17 protein-coding genes and 1 pseudogene are annotated in these 26,220 nt (G+C 58.1%); 4 read left to right on the top strand and 14 right to left on the bottom strand.

Annotated elements, in window-relative coordinates; all coding sequences use genetic code 11:
* Positions 1-660: 660 nt before the first annotated feature.
* From L6639_RS31950 to L6639_RS31940, 3 genes are all read right to left on the bottom strand, one after another.
* Positions 661-1,850 (bottom strand): IS3 family transposase gene (locus tag L6639_RS31950; RefSeq protein WP_237865515.1). Its coding sequence is split into 2 segments (ribosomal slippage): positions 661-1,604 and positions 1,604-1,850, totalling 1,191 coding nucleotides; the frame shifts between segments, so codons are not numbered across the junction.
* An 808-nt stretch (positions 1,851-2,658) separates the two neighbouring features.
* Positions 2,659-2,862 carry a YodC family protein gene (locus L6639_RS31945; protein ID WP_237865499.1) on the bottom strand — a complete coding sequence of 68 codons (204 nt, stop codon included), beginning with the start codon at positions 2,860-2,862 and terminating at the stop codon, positions 2,659-2,661.
* A 167-nt stretch (positions 2,863-3,029) separates the two neighbouring features.
* Complete coding sequence (locus L6639_RS31940; RefSeq protein WP_237865498.1) at positions 3,030-3,947, bottom strand: O-fucosyltransferase family protein; 918 nt, start codon at positions 3,945-3,947, stop codon at positions 3,030-3,032.
* Positions 3,948-4,126: 179 nt separating this feature from the next.
* On the opposite strand from L6639_RS31940, the gene L6639_RS31935 reads away from it, so the two are divergent.
* Positions 4,127-4,693: a hypothetical protein gene (locus L6639_RS31935; RefSeq protein WP_237865497.1), complete on the top strand. Its 567-nt coding sequence runs from the start codon at positions 4,127-4,129 to the stop codon at positions 4,691-4,693.
* Between the two features lie 636 nt (positions 4,694-5,329).
* Here L6639_RS31935 and L6639_RS31930 read toward each other — a convergent pair.
* Positions 5,330-6,555: pseudogene (locus L6639_RS31930) on the bottom strand (IS3 family transposase).
* A 310-nt stretch (positions 6,556-6,865) separates the two neighbouring features.
* On the opposite strand from L6639_RS31930, the gene L6639_RS31925 reads away from it, so the two are divergent.
* On the top strand, positions 6,866-7,423 hold the full coding sequence (locus L6639_RS31925) for a hypothetical protein (protein WP_237865496.1): 558 nt from the start codon (positions 6,866-6,868) through the stop codon (positions 7,421-7,423).
* 46 nt (positions 7,424-7,469) lie between these two features.
* Here L6639_RS31925 and L6639_RS31920 read toward each other — a convergent pair whose 3' ends face one another.
* The 9 genes from L6639_RS31920 to L6639_RS31880 form a co-directional block, all read right to left on the bottom strand.
* Positions 7,470-8,591, bottom strand: coding sequence for a hypothetical protein (locus L6639_RS31920; RefSeq protein ID WP_237865494.1), 1,122 nt, complete (start codon positions 8,589-8,591; stop codon positions 7,470-7,472).
* A 164-nt stretch (positions 8,592-8,755) separates the two neighbouring features.
* Entirely contained in the window at positions 8,756-9,730 is a 975-nt protein-coding gene (locus tag L6639_RS31915; protein ID WP_237865493.1) for a hypothetical protein, read from the bottom strand.
* Between the two features lie 258 nt (positions 9,731-9,988).
* On the bottom strand, positions 9,989-10,435 hold the full coding sequence (locus tag L6639_RS31910) for a hypothetical protein (RefSeq protein ID WP_237865492.1): 447 nt from the start codon (positions 10,433-10,435) through the stop codon (positions 9,989-9,991).
* A gap of 15 nt (positions 10,436-10,450) precedes the next feature.
* Positions 10,451-14,560 (bottom strand): glycoside hydrolase family 99-like domain-containing protein, encoded by a 4,110-nt coding sequence (locus L6639_RS31905; protein ID WP_237865491.1) that lies wholly within the window; start codon positions 14,558-14,560, stop codon positions 10,451-10,453.
* 428 nt (positions 14,561-14,988) lie between these two features.
* Entirely contained in the window at positions 14,989-16,989 is a 2,001-nt protein-coding gene (locus L6639_RS31900; protein ID WP_237865490.1) for an SEL1-like repeat protein, read from the bottom strand.
* 38 nt (positions 16,990-17,027) lie between these two features.
* Positions 17,028-18,377, bottom strand: a complete 1,350-nt coding sequence (locus L6639_RS31895; protein ID WP_237865488.1) for an HlyD family type I secretion periplasmic adaptor subunit — start codon at positions 18,375-18,377, stop codon at positions 17,028-17,030.
* The gene (locus tag L6639_RS31890) at positions 18,367-20,583 is read right to left on the bottom strand and encodes a peptidase domain-containing ABC transporter (protein WP_237865486.1); all 2,217 of its coding nucleotides are present in this window, start codon (positions 20,581-20,583) and stop codon (positions 18,367-18,369) included. Before L6639_RS31890 ends, L6639_RS31895 begins: the two co-directional genes overlap by 11 nt.
* Positions 20,584-20,788: 205 nt before the next feature.
* Positions 20,789-21,394, bottom strand: a complete 606-nt coding sequence (locus tag L6639_RS31885; RefSeq protein WP_338076569.1) for a class I SAM-dependent methyltransferase — start codon at positions 21,392-21,394, stop codon at positions 20,789-20,791.
* Between the two features lie 193 nt (positions 21,395-21,587).
* Positions 21,588-22,883 carry a calcium-binding protein gene (locus L6639_RS31880; RefSeq protein ID WP_237865483.1) on the bottom strand — a complete coding sequence of 432 codons (1,296 nt, stop codon included), beginning with the start codon at positions 22,881-22,883 and terminating at the stop codon, positions 21,588-21,590.
* Between the two features lie 312 nt (positions 22,884-23,195).
* Between L6639_RS31880 and L6639_RS31875 the strand changes: the two genes are divergently transcribed.
* Positions 23,196-23,957 (top strand): nucleotide-binding protein, encoded by a 762-nt coding sequence (locus L6639_RS31875; protein WP_338076568.1) that lies wholly within the window; start codon positions 23,196-23,198, stop codon positions 23,955-23,957.
* Positions 23,958-24,009: 52 nt separating this feature from the next.
* On the opposite strand, the gene L6639_RS31870 is transcribed toward L6639_RS31875, so the two are convergent.
* A complete protein-coding gene (locus tag L6639_RS31870; RefSeq protein ID WP_237865482.1) occupies positions 24,010-24,450 on the bottom strand; it encodes a hypothetical protein in 441 nt (146 codons plus the stop codon).
* Positions 24,451-24,840: 390 nt separating this feature from the next.
* Here L6639_RS31870 and L6639_RS31865 point away from each other — a divergent pair, with 390 nt between their 5' ends.
* On the top strand, positions 24,841-26,211 hold the full coding sequence (locus tag L6639_RS31865) for an exopolysaccharide biosynthesis polyprenyl glycosylphosphotransferase (RefSeq protein WP_237865480.1): 1,371 nt from the start codon (positions 24,841-24,843) through the stop codon (positions 26,209-26,211).
* Positions 26,212-26,220 lie beyond the last annotated feature (9 nt).

Raw genomic sequence — 26,220 nt, 5'->3', positions numbered from 1 at the left:
TCGATGCCTTCACCTCCGAGGAGTGCGCCCACTACCTCAAAAATTCAGGCTATCGAACTTAATGCCATCACGCTCTAGCCGCCCGTCGCGTTTTGCACAGCGTGCACCCGCATTTGTGCCTCGGCCCAATGGCATCCAGCTCGACCGCCGGAGTCCGCCAGCTTTGGCGGCCTCAATGCGTCGGATTCCCGTACGAGACTTCGGTCACTTTTCCACTTTCGTCGCGAACCTGCGCGACAATCAGAGTTCAACAAAACTCTTGCGCGCGACAATCATCGCGGCAATCATCATCAGGCCGCGACACTGCCTCGCCATCCTGATCGCCGCGCACTTCCTCCCCAGATTGCCGCGCTACACCCAAGCGCCACGTCAGGAAACTCCATTCAAAACAACTGGCCAAACATAATTTGTGGCCCGCTCGTCGACAAGGTGAACCCGCTAACCTCCAGCAGCCAGCGGGTTCTCTATGCCCATGCAATGTCGCCCGCGATGACTGATCGTAACTCGGAACGGTTGATGCTTTAGCGGTTTGCCGCGCGTCATCAGCCGCTGCCGGTCGCGCCTCCTGCCGGCTCAACACCCCCTAGCCACCACTTCCTCTGCTTTTGCCAATTTCGATAATCGGCGGTATTCGACCGGAGGTGACCTTGCCCCCAAGTTTTATCCAGTTCTGAGTTCGCCCCGGCCGTTGGATTTGCCCGGTTGGGCGGTGGGAGCGACGGGAGCTGGCGCGGAGCCTTCGGCATAGCGCAGCTCCAGATCCCGGCGCGGGTGGCATGTGAAGGCGAACTCGGACGGCGTCTTCCATCCGAGCCGCGAGTGTGGTCGTGCGTCGCTGTAATCGGCGAGCCAGCATCCGAGCGCGACGCGGGCTTGGGCCAGCGAGGTGAACAGCGTCTCGTTCAGCAATTCATCGCGCAGCCGGCCGTTGAAGCTCTCGATGAAGGCATTCTGCATGGGCTTGCCCGTCGCGATGTAGTGCCAGTCGACGCGGCTCTGGTCGGCCCAGCTGAGGATGGCGTTGTTGGTGAACTCGCTGCCGTTGTCGCTGACCACCATCTTCGGCTTGCCGCGCTCCATCACCAGCCGGTCCAGCTCCCGCACCACGCGGGTGCCGGAGAGCGAGGTGTCGGCCACCAGCGCCAGGCACTCACGGGTGCAATCATCGACGACGGTGAGGATGCAGAAGCGGCGGCCATCGGTGAGCTGATCCGACACGAAGTCGAGCGACCAGCGGTCATTCGGCGCCGTCGCCACCGTCATCGGCGCCCGGGTCCCGATCGCCCGCTTGCGGCCGCCACGGCGACGCACCGCAAGCCTCTCTTCCCGGTAGAGCCGGAACAGCTTCTTGTGGTTGATCACGTAGCCCTCCCGCTTGAGCAGAACGTGCAGGCGCCGATAGCCGAAGCGACGGCGCTCCTGGGCGATCGCCCTCATACGCTGGCGAAGGCCGGCTTCGTCCGCCCGGGTCGTCTGGTATCTCATGGTCATGCGGCAGCAGCCGATGGCTTCACACGCCCGCCGTTCGCTCATCCCGTGGGCATCCACGAGATGCGCGACAGCTTTCCGCTTGGCCGCGGGCGCCACCATTTCTTTCCCAAGAGGTCCTTCAACGCCGCATTGTCCAGCATGGAGTCGGCCAGCAACCGTTTCAGCCGCGTGTTCTCGTCCAACAGCGTCTTCAGCCGCTTGGCCTCCGACACCTCCAGCCCACCGAACTTGGCCTTCCATTTGTAGATGCTGGCGTCGCTGACGCCATGCTTGCGGCAAAGATCGGCGACCGAAACGCCGGCCTCATGCTCCTTCAAAATCCCGATGATCTGCTCTTCCGTAAAGCGGCTGCGCTTCATGCTCTGGTCCTTGTCGTAGGCCAGAACGAACTTCAAACTGGATTAAGCCCGAGGGGCAAGGTCACGAAAAATCGACGGGCTAACCCTGTTGAGAAAATCCTAAGTCGGCATGGTCGATGAGGGCTCAGCTAAGGTCTGGGGCTGCCCCTTGCAAGAAACGACGGGCAAATTGAAGTCATTTCTAGTTCCTTGGCCAATCGTCGATCTCGATAACGAGAAACTATATTTGCGACGCTGCAGAAGCTCCAACGTCAAACCCTCAATCGATTGTGACGATTGCCCCCTCGTCGCTAACTGCGGTGCCGCAACGTGCGCGACGGACTGCTGCCGACAGAGATGCGCCGGCTGAAGGAACTCGAGTACGAGAACGCCAGCTGAAGAACGGAGATACTGGATGCTGCAGGACGTTCCCCGCGAAAAATGTGACGCCTGGTCGGAAGCGCAAGCTCGTCGCCGAGATCTATGGTAAATGGCAGGTATGGATCCGCAAGGTATGCGCAGCTCTCGAGTTCGACCTATCGACCCACCACGACAAGTGTCGTCGCTCGGGCCAGTCCGCCCTCAAAGATCGGACATGGAGATCTGCCATGTCCGCGTTAGCTACGGCTAACGCCGCGTGCATATCCTGCTTCACAGGCCAGCGACTCGTGTTCAACGAGATCTAGGCGATGGACTTTGTCTATCACGTCGTCGACAGCTTCTCCGCTTCTCGCCGGCGCTCAGATCTCTGCTACAGGGCGATAGCTGTCGAACGAATGACCTTCGACAATCAACATTCCCGAGCTGGACATTCATGCCTCAAGCGAGGCTACGAGCGGCGGGCAAAGTCCGTTGCTGGGCTGGTTCGCTTATCGTCCACCACTATAACCCCGGCATGAAATGCCTCAGTTTGCACCTGATTATGCGAATCGAACCAAGTACACCGAACGAATTCACCGCCGGTTCCAACAACAGTCATTGACGGGCCGCCCGAGACCAATTTCACGATGGTTCCGATAGTGAACTCTTGCATGTGTCGCTCTCCGTGCTTCAGATAACAATATTCTTAGAGGGCAGAAAGGGACTTTGTAATGACGAAGTCTAACCTTCTGATGCCAACATTACTTCTGTGCTGAGGCTTGCCCTCCTCATTCCATTGCGCTGTATCGCGCGGGTGCCATTTATCACCTTGGATAGTCCCTAACGAATCATCGCTCGTACCGTGGAGCTTGCGATCTTTCGGAAGTCTTGCGACTTGCAAATTAGATTGTCCATTTGCTCTACGGTCGCATGCCAATGCTCTATCCTGAATTCATAAAAGTGGTATCGCTCGTCTCGCGTCGGTAGAAGATCGACATCGGGACGCTGCTGAGGGTGCAGAAACCCCTTCACTGGCAGGTGGATATTCTGCGCCGTATTGGAAAGCCACGCCGCAAGCCAGCTAAATGTGCTTACGCTGATTGCAATGTTTGTGGCGTGTCGCACGGTCTGAAAATCGCCTAGGGCAGACCTATGTTCAAGAAAACGACAGCCCCGAAACGTCCTCTTGAGTGCATCGGAATAAGGGTCATCTCCGATTTGGCCCATTATGACAGGTGTCAGCTTTGTCTCATTCGCGATCTGCTCGAAATACGAGACTGGAGTTGGGCCATAGTCCGGGTGCATATTTCGCAGTACTTCCCGGCCGCGCACATTGATCAGGAGCACATCCGGCCCAAACATCTCGGCCGGCGCCTCACCACGAAAGAACGATCCGAATTGCTCCCTATCGGGATAGTATTCTAAGCGCTGAACGTAGCCCTCAAATAAGACGTCATCATAGATTCGTTCTCGGAGCTTATAGGCAATGGAAGCGACTGAGTGTTGATGCCCCCCTTCTATGTGAAGCGTCCTGTCCCGAAGCGGAGTATCGTCCGGTCGAACCAGGTCAAATTCTGGGATATTGTAGCCGACGAGGGCTGATTGCGGGACCAGCTCTTGCAACCGTCGACAATAAGCGTATTGAAACATTTTGTTGGCAAGGTTGCCTCCCTTGCCGATTTTGATTTTAGCCACAGTGCGATTTTGCCCGCTGATTTCGTCTAAAGCTGAATGTAACCTAGAGACGAGGATTGGCAAAGAACCTTTACCTTTCGGATGGGGCCCTGGTACTAAAAGAAGTAACATTGGCGAATGGTTTCACGAAACCCTGGCGATACCGGCGGGTTGACTGCGAAAACGCAAAGCAGCGAGGGCCCTGAGAACATGGAGATGTTACTAGTACTGCTCGATCAACTGAGCAAGCTCTTGGAGATTTTATGCGCGTTGCGATGACCGACGCTGAGAGGCTATTGTTTACCAGTTTTGCGAACTGCTCTCAGCGCTACCTCGAATTCGGATCTGGCGGATCGACCTGGATAGCTGCCTCGACACCGAAAGAGTGGCTTATCACGGTTGATTCATCGCAAGAATGGCTGGCAAAAGTTTCTGAGGAAACTAAAGATTCGCCAACCCAGCCACGCACCCAGTTTGTCGATATCGGCCCTCTGGGGGAGTGGGGCGCTCCAACCGACGTCTCAACACGCGATCGATGGCCTCAGTATCACGAGGCCGTCTGGCAAATCGCGGAATCCATCGTCGCCGATTTCTACTTTGTGGATGGAAGGTTTCGCATTGCCTGCATGATGCAGTGCTTTTTGCGGTGCCGCCAGGATGCGTTCATTGCCATCCACGATTTCCAACGGCGTGAATATTACCACATCGTGCGAGAGTTTGGTCGTGAGATTGCCATGACAGAAAACCTATCGGTCTTTGTTAGGAGCGTGGACTTCGATGCCAGGCGCGCGAATGACGTTCTGAAAAAACATTGGCTCGATACGGCGTGATCGTTACTTCAGCAACAGGGAGGCTGCTTGGTCGGCAAAGGATAGATCGTTGAGGGTTGCAGAGCGATGGGATGGATTGCGAACTGGCTTCGCCGGCCCGATGTCTCGTGAAGGCGGAAAAATGGACTTGCAGCCACTGTCAGAGCGCGGCGGCCGATGGGTCAAAGCCAACCTCTTTCACTTTCCTGAGGCTGTGTGGGCGCGCAAGCGCGCATGTGTCGAACTGTCAGAGGGGGACGTGATTGCGCTGCATCTTGTCGTGGAGCGGCTGCGGAAGGTCATATTTGGGCGGCCGGCATCCGAAAGCCTCACGGAGGAACCGCGCATGGTGGGCGGGAGTGGTGCGGCAGGCTCTATGGGAATTTGAGCGCTGCAGGCGAACTGGCAGATCGAGTTCGAACCGATGCATCCAGTTGCGCGACGGTAGCGCGGCCCATGTATGAGCGGTGGGCGACGTCGACGCGATCAAATGTCGGCCGATCGGCGATGACGGGGCGCCGTTCGGGTGCGCACGGCCGTGGCCGGTTGATGAGCGGCGGCCATGACGCGGCTCAGCACGAGGAGTTCGCTAGTTACTTTCTGCCCTTGCTAACGATAACTCCCAATGGTTATCCCAACACGCTGGAGTTGCCCCCGTTAGACCGGACACTCGGCTGGTTTGAGTGATGCAATGTACTCCCACGGTGAGTGGTAGCCCAGGCGGGAGTGTGGGTGTTCTGAGTTGTAATCCTCCATCCATTGGTCGATCCGCTGCAGCGCGGTGCTCGCGTCAGGGATCGGATTCACACGAACGTAGTCACGCTTGAAGGTCTTTACGAATGCCTCGGCCATGCCGTTGCTCTCGGGGCTTTCGACCGGCGTGAAGCAGGGCTCGAGGTTGAGGGCCGCGGCAATCTCAAGAGTACGATAAGCGGCGAAGATGGATCCATAGTCGGTCAGCCATTGCACCTTGTGAGGAGCCCAGATGCCGGCGAACCGCTGCTCGACACAGCGGACCATCATGTCTCGCATCATCTCGCCAGAGATCCCAGCCGTTGTGGCCACCCAGCTGATGACCTCGCGGTCATGGCTGTCCAGGGCAAAGGCAACCCGCACGATCTCGCCATTCCAGCAGGTGAACTCCAGAGCGTCCGAACACCAACGCTCGTTGGAGCTGCTTGTCATGATCGTTCCGTCATGGGCCCGCGGGAGGCGGCGCCCTGTATGCCGGGCCAGCAACAAGCCACACTTCTTCATCAGCCGGTAGCCGCGCTTGGCGTTGACGGGGTCGTGGCCGGCGGATCGCCGCTCGCGCTTGAGGAGCGCGCGATCCGCCGGTATCCATATAGCTCGGGCGGCTATCCACCAGGCGCCGGATATCAGACGTGAGTTCCGCGTCCCTGACGCGAGTCTGCGGACCGCGGTTCGAACGCTTGCCACCCGTTCGGTCAACCAGATTGGAACGGGCCACCCGGAGGGTCTCTGCGATCCGTTTCACAGGGTATCCTCCGGTGCCTGCGATCGCGACAGCAAGGTCGGTTCTCTTACCCGTGCAAGATCAAGAGCATCCTTGAGGATCTCTACCTCCAGGGTCTTGGGGCCCAGCAGGCGTTCGAGGTCTCGATCCCGTTCCTCGAGCCCGCCGGACCTCGGACGCGGCGACCACATCCTTGTCGGCCCGCACCGCCTCCTCGCCCCCTTCACACATCAGCCGTCTCCATTCGAAGACCAGGCTCCGGGAAAGCCCATGGCGACGAGCAAAATAGCTGATCGACATGCCCGGTTGCAGAGTCTCGTTGACGACCACAAGCTTCTCCGCCGTAAACCGCCGCCGGCGGGGCACCGCCGGTGATGACTTCCACCTTTGAAAACGTGTCGGACATAGGCGCATGCTAGGACTAGCCTAGCTCCTCCGGCTAACGCCGGTGTCCGGTCAAAGCGGGGTGCAGTTCACACGCTCCGCCTTGTAAATTTGGCAAGTATCGTGGCGACATTTACGGTTCTGCACTTCAAGGCGGGAATATGCGGAGCTTGCCCAGCTACGCCATTTCTCTGTAGACTTTCGAGTCTGCAATCCATAACGGCGCCTGCTTGTGCCATCGTGACCTGGCCTTCACCTTTCCGAGCATGAGCATTAAGCCCACCTGACGCCATCACCAAAAGACGTTTAAGCCAGCAAATGAGTTCACGGAAATGGAGCAGCACGACGGTCAAATCATTGATGATGAACGGCAATTGGAAAGCGGCATCAGATCAACCGTACGATCGTATGTGAAACTACAAAATGTGTCTGCGTTAATAGAGATGAAGGCTCATCGTCTCGAGTTACTCTCAAAAATAACTAGCGATAACGAGTTTAGCTTTGGACTGCTGAGACAGCATTGCTGCGACGATATTGTAGCCATAGACGCGGGATTGCACCAGCTTATGAAGAAGGAAACGTCGCGAGGACACGTCGATTTGTTCAGCTCAGATAAAATAGCCGGCTGGGCCCAGTACTCTCGATTTCCTGAGTTTCCCGTCGAGGTAGAGATCCATTTTGATCAAGAACTGGTTGTTCGCGTGCTATCGAATATTTATCGCCCTGATTTACGAACGGCAAAAATTGGAAGTGGCATGCACGGCTTCGAAGTCACCCCTCCAAAAGAACTTTATCACTCGTCGCAGGCCATCCAGGTCAAAGCGCCGAATGGAAAGGTCATTGGCGAGCATCGGAAGCAGGCAATCGATAGAGAATCAGGACGTACGTAGCCGTCATCGCATCGCCAGCGCGTACTTGAGCCGCACTCCCTGTCTTTTAAGGATAAGCACTCGGTGCGACAATCTTCACATTGGTTTTGACCAACGCTCTGTTAGACCCAACTCTGCATCCCCCTCGTACCAGATACAGTGTCGCGACCTCTCCCTCTATTTCGTCAAAATTTGCCGATGAAGAGCGCTCGTCGATTAGACTAGGATAGGTGAACCGCTGACCGAGCGAACAATTTGCTGACCAGAATAGCGACACACTCTTCAAGACCTGACGATCTCTCCAGTGCTTCAAGTCCTTGGAAAAATAGGCCACGATTGCGCCGCCGTCGTTTCCGTCTTCTGCAACGACCGCAACGAACAGATCACGGTGAGACAGCTTGCTTAATGAGCCGACAAATCCGTTCATCCCAGAAACATAAGAGCAGCGGACTTTGGAGGCATTTGGTAAGTAGGGGCTTCCGTTGGGCGCTACAAACCCTTGGTCGGTCAAAATTTGCCAAGAGTTCTCACGAATTGGCAGCGACGTTCTCAAAACACATCGCCCTCCGTCACCCTTTTGCAAGCCGGAGTAGGCGACTAATGTGTATAAATAATTGCCCCACCTGACTAGGTTTGTTGGGCTTGTGTACCCTCTCGGATGGCCTTGCCCAAGCAAGTCAACGAAGTCAGGCACCAACACAACATCGTTCGACCTAGAGAATCGGTGGAAAGTTCGAGCCTGATCTTCGCTCTTTAAGAGCACGATGCTGTTATACCAGCAGGACGCATAATCGCTAAAACTACAGCGGCCTGGCAATTCGTGCGCCTGATATTCGTTATGTCCCAATGCAACGACTGATCCATCTTCTCCAAGCCACGTGGCAGTTATCCACGTCTTGTAGTCGAAGTGCGACGGATCCGGATCGCGCGCCGCCTCAAACACAACAGAACAGTCCTCGTTCAGGCTGTCAAAGCTTGTTCCCACCATGGCCCGATTTCGGTAATGCGTTGCGAACGCTCTGATTGACCCGTCAGGCAATCGAAACGCTCGCAGTGGAGCATCGGGCAAATCAAGCGCATCGCACTTGCGCTCAGTCATAACGGTCGAAAATTCCTGATCACTGGCACGTACTTCGTGGATCGACACACCAAGTGAAATTAGACTGGCGAGCAAGAAAAAAGGCCTCATTCACACCTCACGAAAGTATCGCACTCGCATTGGATGAACGAGACTGTAGTCGCATTCATCACTATTGGCTCAATGGTAGGACTTCGACAACAGTCGGAAAATGAGATATTTGTCATGACCCGCCTCGAGACACATGAGGGAGCGACGTCCTCTGCAACACTAAGTCACCCGACAATGTCTTTGAAATCGAACAACTCTCGAATTGCCCCAGCACTTTCGTTGACAAACCTCGAGAAAGCAGCGCGCGCTTCGGAATTCGAGTAAAGCACAGTGCCATCCGGAGCCAGCTCCAGAAAGTCGACCTCTCTAGTTTGGATGGATCTATCACCATTCAAAAAGGCCATCATATCGGCTATCTCGTTTTGAAATCGAATCACAGTCTTATCCGGATAAGCACTCAGATCCATCGATAAGATCGCCTCTGGATCAGCGAAGCGATCAACGACACCCCTATTTGCCAATTTTTTTACGTTGGCGGCAATTCGCTGATTCGGAAATTGCGTAAGATGCAGAAGAAATAGCTTACCTGCCAAATCTTGCGAGAATTCTTGCCCTTTGTACTGAACGTTGTGTATGCCCGCTTGAGCGCCAACGAGTCTCGACGGGAAGATGGGCTTGCCCCACTTCAGGTTATTTGAGAGGATTGGTCGACGCTCGGTATCAAGCTGAGTGAAACGATTTTCATGCCCAATGGCGTTTATCAGCCAAGTCGTAGGATAGATGGCGCTGGTGTTTTGAAGTTGATCTACGATTATTTCGTCGGCAGCCCACTTATCTTCCTCAATCCAAATCAGCCTTTCGTCGACGTCGATGAAGGAAAAAAAATCCACTGATTGTTTTAGCCGATCGAACAGCGGCCTAAACCTTGGGTGCCAATGGATGTCGTTGTGAGAACCCTGAAATTGAAAAATCGTGACGTCGTTCTCAAGCGATCCATAAAATTGAAGCGTCGCGTCATCGAGAGAACCGTTGTCAGCAATAATCAGATTCCTTGAGCCCAAGATCGCGGAATGATGTTTAACCCAGCCCCTAACCATTTCGGGTTCGCTCAACGTCTTACAACAGATCTTGAGCTTCGACAGAGGGCTCAACCGGTCGAGGATTTCTGGTTGATCTCTATCCCAATTGAGGATCGACATACAAAAAATACCGCTCGAGTGAGCGTTTCCCTATCCCAGATACTTCCTACTTGTGCTGCTGTAGCAATTTGAACCATCGCGATCGGCAACGCCATGATGGTGAGATCAAACAGTGTTTGTCCGGCCCGCACCTAAACTATCATGCTACCGCTCCAAACTGGCTCCTTCTTCACGCCCGCTTTCGCAAACTTGGACTATATGCCTTTGACGTTGAGAAAACGACGGCCGAATGGCTAAGCAAAAGCCGTCCGAGCAGCACTAATGATCGCCCTGCAAGACCTTTTTCCATTGAAAGGCATTCTGCTCCTCAAAGGCATTTGGACTACGTCCTTCCCCGGCGCCAACCTTGTTGAAATGCTGGTCGGCAGACGATACGGCGCCCTTCTTGATGCCCGTTACGACGTCTGGATATTTCATTAGATACCAATCTTCGTCCACAATCGCCATGCCCCCCGACCGACCTTCGAAATAGCCGTAGCCGATAAAGTGTAACAGCCCGCTCTCGACGCTTCCCCGCTCAACTGCGGCCTTCACATCCGGGTTCGCTGCAAGATAACTGTCCTCATTGAAATCCGCCTGCGCAAGCGCGATCTGGAGCAAGAGCTTCAGGAGAGGTAGCGGGACCGTGATTTGCTGGGCAGCCTCGGCCTGGTCACGGCTGGAGTTGAGGCTTTTGAGAAGCGGTTCGTAAGGAGGCACAAACATGCGGGGTTCTCGTGGTTAGTCGGGAGTGGCGGATTTGTTACTGAACGGGGCTGTAGACGGTCGCGGACGGCCTTGTTTCGAAACAGGCGGCTGCGACGCTTGATCACGTGTCTTCCGGCGCGGGCCGATCTTCGGTGACGGCCCGGCCTTCGCCTTGCCATCGACTTTCTTTGCCTTCCTCGCGGGTCGGCGAGGCGGTGCGCCCGATTTCGCCGTCTGGTGCCCGGAGGCCTCGTCCGGCGCGATGACGGCTTCTACAGATTGTGCTGTGCCGTTCGCCGGCCGCGCCTGATGCGGCGGCTCTGCGGGGCCCATCAGCTGGCCGGTAACCTCGTCGACATAGGCGGCTTGGGCGAGCGCCTGCTTCTTTGGCAGCTTGACCGCACCGCGGATTGCCGCGTGCATTGCAGCAATCTCGGCGACATGCTTTTCGGCCTTGAGTGAATGCGTGACGCTCTCGGCATGCCGGCGGTGGACGTTGAGCGGGTCGGCCACATAGGCGATCTTGGCACCGGCGGGGATTAATGCTTGTAGGTACAGGCGCCAGTCACCTGCCATCCGGAAGTCCTTGAGCTCGTCGCGGCAGGCCTCAAGTGCTGCGAGCAACGCCTCGCGTCGCCAGACCACCGAGCTCACATTGAGGATCGTGTTCTTGACCGCAAGATAACGCGCCACGAAATCCGATCCGTTGAACACCTCGCTGCGCGACAGCGCCTCCGGCGCGATGCTCGCATAATACGGCTTGTAGCTCGCATAGACTTCTCTGCCCTCGGCATCAATCGAGCGCGAGTCCGAGAACGCAAGCGCAATGCTTGGGTCAGCCTTCATGATGCCGACCAGGCGGGCGAGGAATTGTGGATCGGATTGATCGTCGGCTTCGGCGATCCAGAGGAATTCGCCGCTCGCCATCTCGGCCGCCTTGGTCCATTGCGCAAAGACCGATCCGGAGTTTTCCTCGTTGATGATGAGAGCAAGATCGCGTTGCCGGCTCTCGGCAACCTCCATGATGACGTCTACGCTGCTGTCCGTCGAGGCATCGTCGAGTACGAGGATCTCATCGACCGGGTGGGTCTGATCAAAGATCGTATCGAGCCGCTCGCGAAGACAGTGCGCGTAATTGTAGTTTGGCACCGCCACCGATACGGCTGGCAGAGTTGGCGCGGCCAGCTCAAGCAGCCCCTTCACATAGTTCGGGAACGAGAAATCCTGCTCGATCAAATCCATCATGCGATCGCGCTCGGCGGACGCGACAGGCATCCGAATGAGCTCGCCGATTGCCCGCGCCATCGCCGCCGTGTCGCAATAATCGACCACCCGACCGAGCTGGTTCTCCTTGAGGAATTCGGGGATGCCGCCCGAGTTGGCAAAAGCAACCACCGGAACGCCGATGCCGACTGCTTCAAGCGCAACGGTCGGGAACGGGTCCTCGCGCGAGGTTAGCGCGAGCACGGAGGCCGCCGAATAGAAGGTTTCCATATCGCTGCGGAAGCCAATGAGATGAAACGTCTTGGTAGCTTCCGCCGTGGCTACCTCGCCCGCGAGCCACTCCATCATGCCGGGATCGTGGTCGCCGACCCACACGAAATGGACCCCGGGATTGTTCAGATGCGCAAGGCGCCAGACCTGTAGGAACAGATCGAACCCTTTGCGCAAGTCCGCATAGCCGACGCCTAGGACGACAGGCGCGCCTGCGGGGATACCCAGCTCATAGCGGAGCTGCTCCGCCTTGTCGGGCGCTGCCTCGATCTGCTTGTAGCTTCCTTGCGGAAAGATCACGAACCGGTCGGATTTGTCCTCATCGAGCTTGAGGCCGGTCACCAGACTGTCCCGGACGTAGCGCGAGGCAAAAACCACCTTGTGTGAAGTCGTGATACTGCGCCGCGCCTGCTCCTCAAGTCCCTTTTCGCGCAGGATGCGCGGCAGTTCGTGGATGAGGCTGATCGTTCTGATACCGCGACCGGTCAGCACCGGAACGACACTGCCGCTTGCAGAGGTATTGACGATCGCAGCTGTCACGCCCTGGTCGCACAGCTCGGCAAGCTTGCCCGGGAGCTCGTTGGGGCTGCGGACGATGGTAACGGGAGCAGTTTGCGCGTAGTCCGCCTCAAGTTTTCCTCCGCCCATCAGCAGAAAGCGGATATCGACGTTGAACGCGCTTTTCAGCGTTTTGCCGATATGAAGTAGCAAATGCTGCGCTCCGCTTGGAAACGCATCGTGTCCGACCAACAGCAGTTTCGGCATGGTGGCATCGCGCTGGATGCCGGCGACCGCTCGCGCCGTCGCGTTCAGATAGGCCGATCCGAAATGCAAATCCGGCTCGAGATAAGCCCCCTCGCACCATTCATTCCACGCATTGACGCAGATGATCTTCTCGCCAAAAAAAGTTTCCGTTTGCGCGCGCTCGATCAGGGCAGATAGCCAGGCCTCGTATTTCGCCGGCGTGGAGCCCTGGATCACCAGGCCCGATCCCTGCCGCCGTGCGTCGTTGTCCCAGCTCGGCACGATCGTCTTGATCAGCGGAAAATCCGAACGCGGCTCCTTCAGCGAATAGTCGACCACATCTTCATAGCGATAGACCTGACCATTGAAGGTGTCATCGAACAGCTCAACCTCGTTGTTGATGCGCGGCGTGAACTTGGTGATCTTGTGCGGCGGAAACTCGATGGCGCCATCCAGCCCATAAACGCCGGGATCGAAATCGTCAAAACTCTGGCTCATGACGATGATCGGACCTTCATCGAACTTTTCAGCGAAGATCTGGCGCCAGCGCTCAATAACCTCCTTGGCATTCGGGATGATGCCAGGCCGGTAGACCATGAGCAGCGGGCGGCCATCGATACGAATATAGCGGGGGTCGGAGAAGTGCCGCGCGTAGTCGGCGAGCAGAAGCTCGTCATCCTCGGCAAGATAGTCCTGCGAGATCAGAACCTCGCCTTCCATGCCGTCCCAGCGCCGGGTCCAGTTTTCGTTCGCCCACATCAGGCAAAACGGCATGTCGATGTCACGCGTCTTCAGGAACTGTTCCAGCGGTCGCTCCAGCAGCCGCTTGCCGTTGAACCAGTAGTAATAGAACACGAAACCGTCGATGCCACTACCCCGCGCAAGCTCGACTTGCTTGCGCATCGTGTTGATGTCCTCAAGCGTGTAAAACCCGAGATCACGCGGCACGCGCGGCTGATAGTGGTCCTTAAAGCGCGGCACGCCGCGGGCGATATTGGTCCATTCCGTAAAACCCTTGCCCCACCATTTGTCGTTCTCGGGGAAGGAGTGGAATTGGGTGAGGTAATACGCAAGAACCTTTGCGCGCCGCTTCGCACGTGGCGGCAGCGGTTGCAGCTCCTCGAAGTGCGGACCCGACCGCGTGAACCTGCGGATTTCGGCAGGGATGGTCGCCTCATTCAGCGGTGGCTTCGAGTAGACGCCCTTCTCCTCGCGATGCTCCAGAAAATGCGCCAGCGGATTTTGGTCAAACTTGCCCCCGAGATACCGCTGCACGTAGAAGCGCACATCGAATTCACCCGACGGATTGCGTCCCTCCTTGAACCCGTAAGACATGAAATGTTCGAACGGATCAACGCCGGCATCGCGGATGTCAGGGTAGGTCGAGAGATAATACTGCGCGTCGAATTCGGGGATCGGGCTGTAGGCCCCCTTGCGATTTGCAAGATAGTGTCCGAGCGGGCTCTCGTTCGGTGTGAGACCATAAGTCGTTCGATACCAGGCCGGGTCGAAATGCGGGTTGGGCCGCGTTCCGGCGGGTTCACCGATGCGCGCATAATGTAGCAATGGATTGACGCGGGAGCTGGTCACATCGGGGTTGGTCGCAATGTACCAAGCCGTATCGAACAGGACGTTGGGACGTCGTCCTTCCAGAAAACCGTGCAGGAAAAAATGTTCGAACGGATCAACCCCGGACTTTGCAACGTCCCCATAGGTGCTGGCGTAGTAGTCGGTGTCGAACAGGCCTTGTCGAACCAGGTAATCCTTTGCGATTTTGAGCTGCTCCGGCGTGACACCTGCTCCGCCAGCCGTCGTCTGTTCCGATTTCTTTGCCGCTTTCGATTTACTTCCACCGGACTTCCGGTTGGCGGAGGTTCGGACAAGACCGCTAACGAAATCCGACATCTAAAGCGCCCCAAATCAAGAAGCAGGCCACGTCCCCGAAGCAAACCTGGTGCCACCGGACGTCAAAATTGAATCGAAGACTGCGCCCTTCGTTTCTAAATCCCGGCACAACCCGGCGCAATGCAGCTAAGGCTGGCTGTCGGACTTAATCTTAATCGAGCGCCGGTTTCATCGAAACAGTGTCGCAAAAGTCACTCAGCAGCAGTGAGCATTTGAATGGGCGGCATTTGCGCGGTGCGCCTGGCCATACTTTGATAGCATATTCGCCTCGGCATGGTTAATGCTTCGGTCTCTGAAGGACTATCTCGCGTAGTGCTCGCGTCTTGGTTCCATCCGTTGTGCCGTGATTGAATTTTTCTTGCCGATATGACCGCCCGACGAAGCTCTACCGCAAGCCCGAGGGCGAGAGCACGTTTCCGTGGCCGTTGTTACTTGGACGGGGCGCGACCCATCGCCAAAAGTCGCTGCTGGGCGACTTCATTGCCCTGTCGTGCAGCCTTGTCATACCAGGCCGCAGCCGTCTCTGCATTCTTGGGGACGCCCGAACCCGTGGCATAGGCGTCTGCAAGTGTGAGTTGCGCGGCCGGCAAGCCCTGGTCCGCAGCTCGCTCGAACCACTGCAGCGCCTTTTCCACGTTGCGATCGCAGCCCTGGCCCTTTGAGAGCATCACCGCAAGATTGAACTGACCGAGCGCATGACCTTGCTTGGCCGCAGCTTCATAATAGGCAAGGCCTCGCTGCAAATTGAGCTCGACGCCATGGCCGGTGCAGAACATCACTCCCAGCTGGAACTGGGCAAGCGCATGGCCCGCGCGCGCGGCTTTCTCCAGCCATAGGGCCGCAAGCTTCGGATCGGCGCCGAACTTGTCCTGACCAAGATTAAGGTTTGCAACCTCCATCATGGCCTCGACGGATCCGGCCTCGGCCGCGCTGGTATACCATTTCGTCGCGAGCGATGGGATAGGAGGCACGCCCAGCCGCCCCGCATAAAGATGCCCGAGCATAAGCCTCGCCGGCCCGTGATTGGCATCGGCGGCCTCCGTGAGGAGCTCCGTCGCCCGCTTGAGCGAGCGCTCCTTGTCCGTCTGTAGCAGGAACTGGGCGTAAGCAACCTTGGCGTCGGGATCACCGCCATTGGCGGCCTGCTCGAGCCATTGCTTGGCCTGGGCCTGGTCTGTGCCGCCTCCTCCGGCTGCATGGAGACGGCCGAGCTGAACTTTCGCCGCACTGAGCCCCCCTTCGGCGGCGACCTCGAACCATTTGATCGCGGCGGGAATGTCCTTTTCAACGCCAGTGCCGTTGGCCAAAAACGTCGCGATGTTGAAGGCGGCCGTGGGGTGCTTGTTTTCTGCAGCGCGCAAAAACCACTTCGCCGCTTCACGAAGGTTCGGCGGCGCGCCGTCGCCGGTTGCAAAAAAGCGGCCGGTGAAGAATTGCGCCTGCACGTCGCCGCGTTCGGCCGCCTTTTGATACCAATGAGCTGCTTCCCGCAAATCGGGCTCCGCGCCCGCGCCGAGCGCATAGAATTCGCCAAGCGCGAGGATGGCCGGCAGATAGTCCTTGCGGGCAGATTTTCGCAGCGAGGTCTCGGCCCGCTCCCGGTCGCGTTCGACGCCATCGCCGTTGAGTCGCATTATGCCGATATGAAAGAGCGCGACCGCGTCCTCGTGTTCGGCAGCCTTCGCAAACAGCCGCGCGGCCTCGGTGTGATTCTCGGGCAAGCCCTTGCCCTTCAGATGCATGAACGCAAGCGCCACCGCAGCGCGGACGTAATCCTGATCCGCGGCCCTGCGGTACCATTCCGCCGCAAGCTCGAAGTTTTCCGGGATGCCGCGGCCCTGGAAGCAGACATCGCCGAGCGCAAACTGTCCGGCCGCGAAGTTCTGCTTCGCCGCCAGCATATAGGACTTCAACGCGTCCTTGAGGTTTCGCTCGCAGCCCTCGCCATTTGTATAGAGGTCGCCGAGCAAGACCTGCGCCTCTGGCTTGCCAGCCTCCGCCGCAAGCTTGGCCCAACGGAATGCCGCCTCAGGATCCTTCTTGACATCGGTTCCGTGCGGAAAGATCAACGCATGAAGCGACGAGGCCTTCTCGCCGAGGCGCTCCTGCGAGGAGCGCCGCCAGGCTTCGACCGACCCAGGTCCAAGCCCCACCTGCACCCCGTAACGGTAAATCTGCGCGAGCTTGTATTGCGCCTCGAGGTGGCCGCCCTGGGCCGCGCGTTCAAGCCAGGCAACGGCTTCAGCCGCGCTGCCGCGAACGCCCTCGCCCTTCTCGTAAAGAAGCGCAATTCGATAGTCGGCCTCGGCATTGCCGAGCTTGCTGGCATCTTTCCAGGCGTGAAAGGCGTCGAGATAACGTTGGGCGTCATATGCGACGACCCCCGTTTCGAACGGGGGCCGTGGCTGAAGGAAACGTCGCCCACGCAAGACCTCCTTGGCACGCCAAAGGAGAAACTGGGCCGCCATCATGGCTCGCGCATGGCCTCTTTGACGCCTCTGAGCATGCCGCCAAGCAGATACATCGCAACCGATCGCGTTCCGACGTTGACATCGCCGGTCAAGGTCATGCCCGGGATCAGGCGGAAATTCTGCGGAACGTCGATGAAGTTTGTTTGCTCGACCGAACAGCGCGCCTTGTAATAGGCGTCAACTGCACGACCGTCGTCATCGAGCGTAAAGGCGCCCTCGCTGATCCAGCGCACCTTGCCCTCCGCTGTCCCGTGCTCGGTCGCATTGAAAGCATCGACCTTGATGGTGCAGCGATCCCCCGGGCGGATGAAGCCGACGTCGCGCGAGGCAATTTTGATTTCCGCATCGAGACGGGTGCCGATCGGCATCAGGGTGATAAAGGGATCGCCGGGCTTCAACACCGATCCGATCGAGAGTTTGGCCATGGTCAGCACAACCGACGGTTCCGTCGCAGTCAGCCGAACCAGATCCTGGTGCCTGATGGCCTTATCGGAGGAAGCCCGCGCCGTATCCAGATTGTTGCGAGTCTGCACCAAGTCCTGGCTGAGCTGCGCGCGCCACTGCTGGATAAAGGCATTGCGGTCGGCCACCAGAGACTCCAGCGTATGCTTGGATTCAAGCAAGCTGTTATGCGTGCTGTCCATTTGCCGCAACAGCTCGAGGCGCTGATCCTGCGAGACGTAAAGATTAAGCTTCGAGCCGCTGCCGCTCTCGGCTAGGCTGGACCGCATATCCTCGATCTTCTTGGCGATCTCTTCCCGCTGACCGAAACGCTCGTCATCCTTTTCGAGTTTCTGGATGGTGGCCTTGGTCTGGTCGATCTTGGAATTGAAGCTGGCCAGCTGCGCTTTGTATTGCGCATCGCGCTGGGCGTAGAGTGCCCCCTGCACGTCCGCGTAGCTCTTGAATGCCTCATCCTGGCGATCGGGGAAGACCAGCGGCGTGCCATCGAGCTCCGCCTTGTCGCGCATCATTTGCGTCTCAAGACTTGCGATCTGCAGCTTGTACTGGTGCACGTCAGCCGCGGTAAAGGTCGAATCAAGGGTGGCAACCAATTGCCCGGTCTTGACCTGATCCCCTTCCCGAACGTCGATGGTCTTGATGATCGATGGGTCAAGCGCTTGCAGCACCGTGATTTGATCAACTGGAACGATCTTGCCGCCGACGCTCGAGACCACCCGGTCGATTCGCGTCAGACACATGATGGCGACGATCGCGACGACAAAGGCCGTGAGCACGTACAAGGTGGCGCGGGCGACCAGCGGCTCGGCCGCCTCGCGAATGGCATCCGTCTCGGACTGGAATTGCCGGACGGTCGTAAGGGACGCTTGCTGACTACGAGACAAGGCTGGGGCTCCGTCGAACCGGTGCAATCATATGATTGTTCTGCTGATGCCAGAGACCGCCGTAGATATCGTTGCGCTCCAAGAGCTCCTCGTGCCGACCGACATCGTCGATGACGCCACGGTTCAGCACCACAATCGCATCGCATTTCACCAGCGACGACAGCCGATGCGAAATGACGATCAAGGTACGCCCTTGCGCGATGCGAGCAATATTTGCATTCACGATCGCCTCGCTGTCGGCGTCGAGCGCACTGGTGGCTTCGTCCAGGATCAGGATCGGCGGATCGACAATGAGCGCGCGCGCGATCGCCAGCCGCTGGCGCTGGCCGCCCGACAGGTTCGGCGATCCTTCATAGATGTAGGTCTCATAACCACGCGGCAGTTTGTCGATAAACTCTTCCGCGCCCGCAAGCCGCGCCGCGCGCACCACCTCATCGAACGTCGCATCGGGCTTGGCCGCCGCTATATTCTCCCGGATGGTGCCGCTGAACAGGAAGTTTTCCTGCAGCACGACACCGACATTGCGCCGAAGATGATCGATGTCATATTCGCGCACATCGATGCCGTCGATCTTGATAAGCCCGCCATAGTCAGAGTGCAGGCGCTGCAGCAGCCGGGTAATGGTGGTCTTCCCCGAGCCGCTCTTGCCCATGATGCCGAGTGTGCTCCCCAGCGGGATTTCAAACGAGACGTCGTTGAGCGCCGGCGTGACCGCACCCTTGTACTTGAAGGTCACACCTGAAAATTCGACCTGCCCCTTCAGCGGCGTCCGTACGCCATGGCCGGAGCGGCCTTCTTCCGCGGGCTGATTGACGAGTTTTGCGACAGTGGCGACCGCCGTACGGGCTTCGTCATACTGGTTGATCAATTGCGCCATTTGCATCAGTGGCGCGGAAACCCGCTGCGACAGCATCAGGAAGGCAAACAGGGCGCCGATATAGATCGGATCGTTGGTGGTCAGCGCCAGATAGACGCCAATGGCGTAGGAGCCGTTGACCGCAAGCCGTTCGAGCGGACGAACTACGGTTTGGATCATGGTGCCCGTCATGGCCTCGCCAATTCGCGCTTTGGCAACCCGCGCCACCAGCACGTCCCACATATGGCGTTGCCGCGCATCGAGCGCGAGCGATTTGATGGTGCGCATTCCATTCAAGGACTGAATCAGGAAGGCCCCTTGCGCACCTTCCGCCGCCATCACCGCGCCCGACCTCTTCCGGTAGGCCGGCAGCATCAGCACCAGCCAGGCCACGATCAAGCCGACAAATCCAAGGACAATGAACGTCATCACCGGGCTGAAGAAGAACATCACCGGCAGGAAGAACAGCAGCATCGTTGAGTCGAGCACAGTGCCGAACAATTGTCCGACCAGGAACGTCCTGACCCGGAACACCTCGCGGATGTCGCGCGAGATCAGACCGACCGCATTCTGCTCGAAATAGTCGATCGGCAGATTGAGCACCTTCTCGAACACATAGGTGGACAGCTTGACGTCCAGGCGCGAGGTGAGCCGGTGCACCAAAAACTGCCGCAGGAATGAGAACGCCGCCTCAAAGGCGACGACGACCAGCATCGCGATGCACAGCACGTAGAAGGTGTTGTAGGCCTTGTAGAAGATTACCTTGTCCGACATCAGGCGCCAGAACATGATCGGCGCCAGCGACAGGAAGCCGAGAATGAGGGCCGCAATCGCAACGTCGCGCGCCATCCGCCGCTCGCGGAAGATCAGCGACGTGATGAGGCCGAAGCTGAACGGCTGCGCCTCATCGGAGATTTCATAGTCGCGCTTGACCAGCACGACATCGCCCGACCAGATGTCCTCGAACCGCGGCTGGTCGATGACAAGCAGCGCATCATCAGCCGCATTTGGATCGCGCAGCGTGATGCGGATATTCTGGGGATCGCCGTCAACGGAAAGCAGCACCATGGCGGCGCCGTTGCGAAGCCAGACGATCGCCGGCAACGCCTTCTTCAGCTGCGCCAGATGAGCCCAATCGAGCTTCACCCCCTTGGCCTTCATGCCGGAATTCTCGGCACATTTGATCAGCTGCGGAATAGAGACGTTCTGATCGCGCAGCAGATTGTCCTGCACCAGCTGCGTTGTCGTCAGATGCATCCCGTGCTGGCGGCCGACGATGACAAGACACTCAAGTGCCGAGGCAGGCGCGGGGTCGATCGAGGCGCCTTCACGAACGAGTTCGGAGCTCATGGGTCCTGTCTTTCACCTGTGACGAAACGATATGGCCTGGTCGGCGAGGCTATGAAATTCGGCGCCCTGACACGTCGGCCAAGCTATTAAATTCATATAATAAATGAGGCGCTCTTGCTATGCGGAAAGACTGTTTTCATCACGCAAAACGCCTGCTCTTGGCGATAAACCTTAACATTGCGGCGGCGAACGCTCCGATAGCAAGTTAGGCAAATTGCTCCTGGAAATCGAAGCCGCAGGCGGCGAGTTCCTGTTGGATGGCAGGGCCGTTGGCCTCAGGCATCAGAGCCAGCGCGCACACCTCAAAGTCCTGGCTCCGCACTGACACACTTGGGAAACCAGCACTGAGGAGCAGGTTTCCGAGGCGCTCCGCGGTAAAACCGGTCCGATGCGCCATATAATGGTGCCCCTCCTCGATCGAGCGCGTGTGGCCGTAGAGCATGTCGAGCGGACGGATCGGGCCCATCGGCGAGTCGTAGGCCACGGCGGCGATCCCGTGCTCGACGATGAAGTGAGCCACGGCCTCGATATCAGGGCTCATGATCATGGCGAAGCCGTCTGGCCTGAGCACACGGTGGAATTGCCGGAGCGCCGGGTAGACCTCATGGGCAAAGAGATGCTCGAGCACATGCGATGACCAGACCGCATCGAAGGCTTGAGGTTGAAAGGACGCGTCCAGCGCGGTAATCGAGCCAACGACATCGGGCCGAACGCCCGGGTCGATATCCAGCCGCACCTCATCCCAGTTCGACTTTGCCGTCATCCCGGCGATCCGCCTCGTCGGGCCTGGACCGGAGCCGGCATTGAGCATGCGCTTATGGGGCAACGACGTTCCTTCCGGATAATCTCACATCAAACGCCGGCACAGATTACCAAGCCGGCCGCTCTCCTGCCAGCCGGTCATTGGCCTCACCGCGTTAACGGTAAACAACGGCAACTCAATAGCTTAGGTGAAATAAAAAGCCCCGCCGAAGCGGGGCTTTTCGATCCGCCGATCGACGGAATTAGGTGAGCTTGACCGCCTGGTCGGTGAAGTAAAGCTCGGTGATGCCCGTAACCTTGACCTCCTGGCCATCATTGAACGTGATGGTGTAGCTGCCGGGGGCCGTGTTGTGCAGGTCGGTGACATCGTTGAAGGAACGGTCCTTGAACCCGACCGTATCGGTGCCGCCGCCGCCAATGATCGTATCGTTGCCGACCTTGGTCTCGATGTGGAATTCGTCGTCGCCGGCGCCGCCTTGCAGGGTCGAGCCCGCGCCCGTACCGCCATAGACCCAGAACTGGTTGTGCGAGCCGGCAAGACCGGTGTCCTGGAAGTAATCGCCCTGCTGGCCGATGATGGTGTCGTTGCCGGTCCCACCGATGAGCGTATCGGTGCCCGCAGCGCCCAACGAACCCGGATCGTAGAGCTTGGTGTCGCCCGAGCCTGCCTGCAGCAGCTGGTTGGTACCCGTGCCAGCAACGAGGAAGTTGCTTCCGGCACCACCGGTCAGCGTGTCGTTGCCGCCACCACCATAGAGGGTATCGTCGCCAGCACCGCCCTGCAGCGAATTCGCTTCACCCGACGTCGTGCTGCCCGAACCGAGCGAGGTGTGGTCGCCCGCCTGGCTGTCCGAGAAGATTACCGAGTTGATGCCGCCATGAAGCTCGTCGTTGCCACCGCCGCCATGGATGGTGTCCGCGCCGTAGCCCCAGATCGTATCGTTACCGGCGCCGCCCGAGAGCGTGCTCGTACCGGACTGATTGTCGCGGATATCATCGTTTCCGTTGCCACCGTCGAGCAACTGGTGTCCACCCGTACCCGCGCGGAGGAAGTCGTCACCCTCGCCGCCATACAGGCTGTCCTGGCCACTGCCGCCGTAGAGGGTGTCGCTGCCGCCATCGCCGTAGAGCTGGCTGTTGCCGACGCCGCCACCGATCACGTCAGCGCCCGAACCGCCATGCACCGTGTCGTTGCCGCTATCGAACAGATTGACACTATCGGCGCCTGACCCCATCGCCACAAAGACGTTGTTGTGGGCGTTGCCCGTATCGGTCACATAGAGCTGGTTGCCACCGCCATCATCCATGATGATGCCCTTCAGCGTCGAAGACGTCTGAACGGTAGCCGAATTCGTAAGGTCCAGAACCTGGACCACCGGCGGAATGGCGCCGCCGCCGTAGGTGCCCTGCTCAACCCAGGCCTTCTTACCGTCATCCGGCAGCCCTGGGTCGTAAACGCCGCTATTTTCCAGCGACGAAATGAGCGCGGCCTGGACTGCGGGGTCAAGGTGACCTGCCCCGGTAAGGTCCGCGTTCAAATCCGTTTTCGTTAAATAGCTAACTGTCATGCTAGACCCCTGAAATTTCCTAACCCAACCGGCTCATGGGGACACCGGACGGAAATGAACCAACCCCAAAAAAGGCATTTCAAAAGGCGTAAAGAGCTGTCCAGGCCCTTTGCGCCTCTGTTAAGCCATTGTTAACTGGCTCCCGCGGTGCGTGCAAGATCAGAATTTGGTTTCTGCCAACTTAAATCGTAGGCAATGTCATATTGTGGTTAATCTCGACTTTTCCTTATTTCGCGCACGATTCGAAGGCCTCCATGCCTTGCCGATGCGTGAACAATCAGCTTGCGGCAACGCTGGAAGGTCGCTGCGAGCGACCGCTTTGATTTTACTGACGCAATCGCCGTCGATGTGCGGCCGATGGCAAAGATCAACGCAACCCAGGTCACGCGACCTGTCCCACTCATGAGCACGATCATCGCAATTGCCCAGCGCAAAGGAGGCGTTGGCAAAACCACGATCGCTGTTTGCATCACCGCCGAGCTCGCACGGCGAGGTTATGGCATCGCTTTGGTGGATGCAGATCCACAGCGCTCCGCATCCTTGTGGGCGGAGCCCGGTCAGCTCGAATTTCCCGTCCACGAGATAGGCTTAGGCACAGATTCGGTCGCCATCTGGACGCGCGACGTGCTCGACGTGCAATCCGAAATGCTCGTCATCGACACCGCACCAAACGAGCGCGAAATGGGAGCCTCGATCGCGCTGGCCAATCTGATCCTCGTACCCTGCACGGCCTCGGGGCTGGATGTCGAAGCCACCGCGACAACGCTTGCCATCATCGAAGCGGTGCGTGCCCGTCGGACTGCGCCTGCAAAAGTAATTTTAGTTCCAAATCGGGTCGACGTCAGAACCCTGGAAGGGCGCCAACTTGTTCAGGAATTAAAGGGCTTTGGTGAAATTGTCGCACCCGCAATATGCGCACGATCGGCCTTCGTCCGCGCGTTTTCAGTGGGACAATCGGTCGCAAGTTTTGCATCGGACGAACCGGCAGATTTCGAAATTCGCGCGCTTGCAGACGTCGTTGAGGATGTTCTGGCGCGCCCTTGAGACACGCCAGGAAAGATTCTGCAACGAATTGAAACATTCGCCTGCCCGAGCGTCAGAATTTCTCGCGGAACTCGAATTGAAAATCCTTCTGCGACGGCATGGTGCCGAGGATCGCCTCTTTCCGCCCATAGCCGGGAACCGAAACCTGGGTGCATTGGCTGCTCTTGAAGTAGCAGACCTGCATCTGGATCGCCTTCGGGCAATTATTTTCCGCGCTGATGACGTGGTCGAAGAGATTGTGGCTCGTTGCAAACGGCCGCGCGAATCCTGCAACGTTGAGACACGGCTTTCCACCGAAATCGCGATGGCGAAGAATTTCGGTATTGCCGCTACTGCTGATGTTGGGCTGCAGTACCTCGCGTGGCCGGTAGGTCCCGCCGACCTCCGGTCTTGTGCCAAGCCCCGTAAGCGGACTGGTTGTTCCCTGGCCGGCCGCCGGAGGCGAAAGCAGCAGGGCCGCGAGCGCAAAGGTGGCAACAAACGATGATTGCAACCAGTAATGGCTAAACTTAAGAGAGCCACGACACATGAGAGAGAGCCACCCTGTTGGTAATATGGAACTGGTTTGCGAACGGTGAATAGCCGGTTAAAGTGCTCGCACAATTGGTACAGATCTTGGATTTGTTACGATTTGATCGTTATTTGTTAGGGGTCTTGGGGGTTAGAGCGGATGCGTCACCAAGCTGGCATACGCGGGCACGCGTCCGTCCGCCAGACGTTTCCGTTGAACGGCGGGGGTGAGACCCACCGCGAGCCCAATTCTCACATTAACTCTCAGATTAATTCCACAAGCGCGCCTTGCGATGGTCTGATTTCGGCCGGCCCCAACTCGCCGCGCAAATCGATCCGGGCCCTCGGACTGGGGCTCCAGCCGGCCGCCAGGATGGGACTGCGGCTGCTGATCCTCGAATTCGTGACAGTGGCGGCTGCAGCCTACCTGGCAAGCAAGCTTTACCATGCCATCGTCGTCCCCGATGTCACCGCGGCGACCCGTTATTTTCCGGCCGCCCTTCTGCTCGCGACCCTCTATTGCTTCGGAACGCTTTGGCTTGGAGATACGGCTCATCTGTTGAATTTCAGGCGCCGTCAACTGCTTTGGAATGCCGTTCGCGCCACCGTTCTGGCGTTCTGCTTTTTATTGAGCGGAATGTTTCTCCTCAAGACATCTGACGAATATTCGCGCGGCGCATTCTTCGCACAGCTGGTGGCGGTGTGGGTTGCAACGTTGGCTATGCGGGGCATCTTGATCCGCCACCAGGAGCGGGCGCTGGGGCGCGGACGGCTGGCGCTTCGCCGCGCCTTTCTGGTCGGCGATCCCGCGGCGTCGAGTGCACTGTCAAAGCGCCTTGCAGCGAACGGGGTCGTCACCATCGCGCAATTCCCGCTCGCGAGTCTGGAGAACGACCAACTCGGTCCGTCAAATCGAAAACTGATCGACGCCTGTCGCTCATTGGCTGTGGACGAGATTTTCATCTTGCCCAAACCGAGCGAGCTTGAAAGCGTAAGACCGATGCTCGATCAAATGTCGCAGTTGCCGGTCGCGGTTCACGTCCTGGTGCCAGAACTGGACGGGCTGTTGTCATCGTCGGAGATTTCCGCGGTCGGCGACGTCGCGACCATGAAAGTGCAAGGCCAGCCGCTATCTGCCGCCGACGAACTTCTCAAACGCGCTTTCGACCTCGTTGTCGGCACGTCGGTGCTGATGATGTTCACTCCGCTCATGTTGATGATTGCGGGCCTTATCAAACTGACGAGCCCTGGCCCCATCTTCTTTCGTCAGGCCCGTCACGGCTTCAACAACCAGGCAATCACCGTGTTGAAATTTCGGACCATGCGGACAAGCACGGACGACAATGGCGGCGAGTTCCGCCAGGCAACGCGGAGCGACAACAGGGTTACATGGGTTGGCGCGCGGCTACGGGCGAGCAGTCTCGATGAGTTGCCCCAGCTCTTGAATGTGCTGCGCGGCGAAATGTCGTTGGTCGGCCCAAGGCCGCATGCGCTCGCGCATAATCAAATGTTCGAGGAGCGCATACCGCCGCTGTCGCGCCGTCACAACGTCAAGCCGGGCATCACCGGCTGGGCGCAGGTCAATCTGCTTCGGGGCGAGACCGATACCCTTGAGAAGATGCAGAAGCGAATAGATTTCGACCTTTTTTATATCGACAATTGGTCGTTCTACTTTGACCTCAAGATTCTGGCCCTCACTGCGCTGATGTTCTTGTCGATCGATACCTACAAGCAGTCTTACTGATTAGATTGG

This window comes from Bradyrhizobium zhengyangense (genome assembly GCF_022012555.1).
GTDB lineage: Bacteria > Pseudomonadota > Alphaproteobacteria > Rhizobiales > Xanthobacteraceae > Bradyrhizobium > Bradyrhizobium zhengyangense.
The sequence above is the reverse complement of the archived record's forward strand: the minus strand, read 5'-3'. Positions and strand labels throughout refer to the sequence as shown.

Excerpts from the sequence above, each read along its gene's own strand:
- L6639_RS31865 (WP_237865480.1), top strand. The coding sequence starts at position 24,841 with ATGGGACTGCGGCTGCTGATCCTCGAATTCGTGACAGTGGCGGCTGCA.
- L6639_RS31935 (WP_237865497.1), top strand. The coding sequence starts at position 4,127 with ATGCGCGTTGCGATGACCGACGCTGAGAGGCTATTGTTTACCAGTTTT.
- L6639_RS31885 (WP_338076569.1), bottom strand. The coding sequence starts at position 21,394 with ATGCTCAATGCCGGCTCCGGTCCAGGCCCGACGAGGCGGATCGCCGGG.
- L6639_RS31925 (WP_237865496.1), top strand. The coding sequence starts at position 6,866 with ATGGAGCAGCACGACGGTCAAATCATTGATGATGAACGGCAATTGGAA.
- L6639_RS31915 (WP_237865493.1), bottom strand. The coding sequence starts at position 9,730 with ATGTCGATCCTCAATTGGGATAGAGATCAACCAGAAATCCTCGACCGG.
- L6639_RS31890 (WP_237865486.1), bottom strand. The coding sequence starts at position 20,583 with ATGAGCTCCGAACTCGTTCGTGAAGGCGCCTCGATCGACCCCGCGCCT.
- L6639_RS31910 (WP_237865492.1), bottom strand. The coding sequence starts at position 10,435 with ATGTTTGTGCCTCCTTACGAACCGCTTCTCAAAAGCCTCAACTCCAGC.
- L6639_RS31920 (WP_237865494.1), bottom strand. The coding sequence starts at position 8,591 with ATGAGGCCTTTTTTCTTGCTCGCCAGTCTAATTTCACTTGGTGTGTCG.
- L6639_RS31905 (WP_237865491.1), bottom strand. The coding sequence starts at position 14,560 with ATGTCGGATTTCGTTAGCGGTCTTGTCCGAACCTCCGCCAACCGGAAG.
- L6639_RS31945 (WP_237865499.1), bottom strand. The coding sequence starts at position 2,862 with ATGCAAGAGTTCACTATCGGAACCATCGTGAAATTGGTCTCGGGCGGC.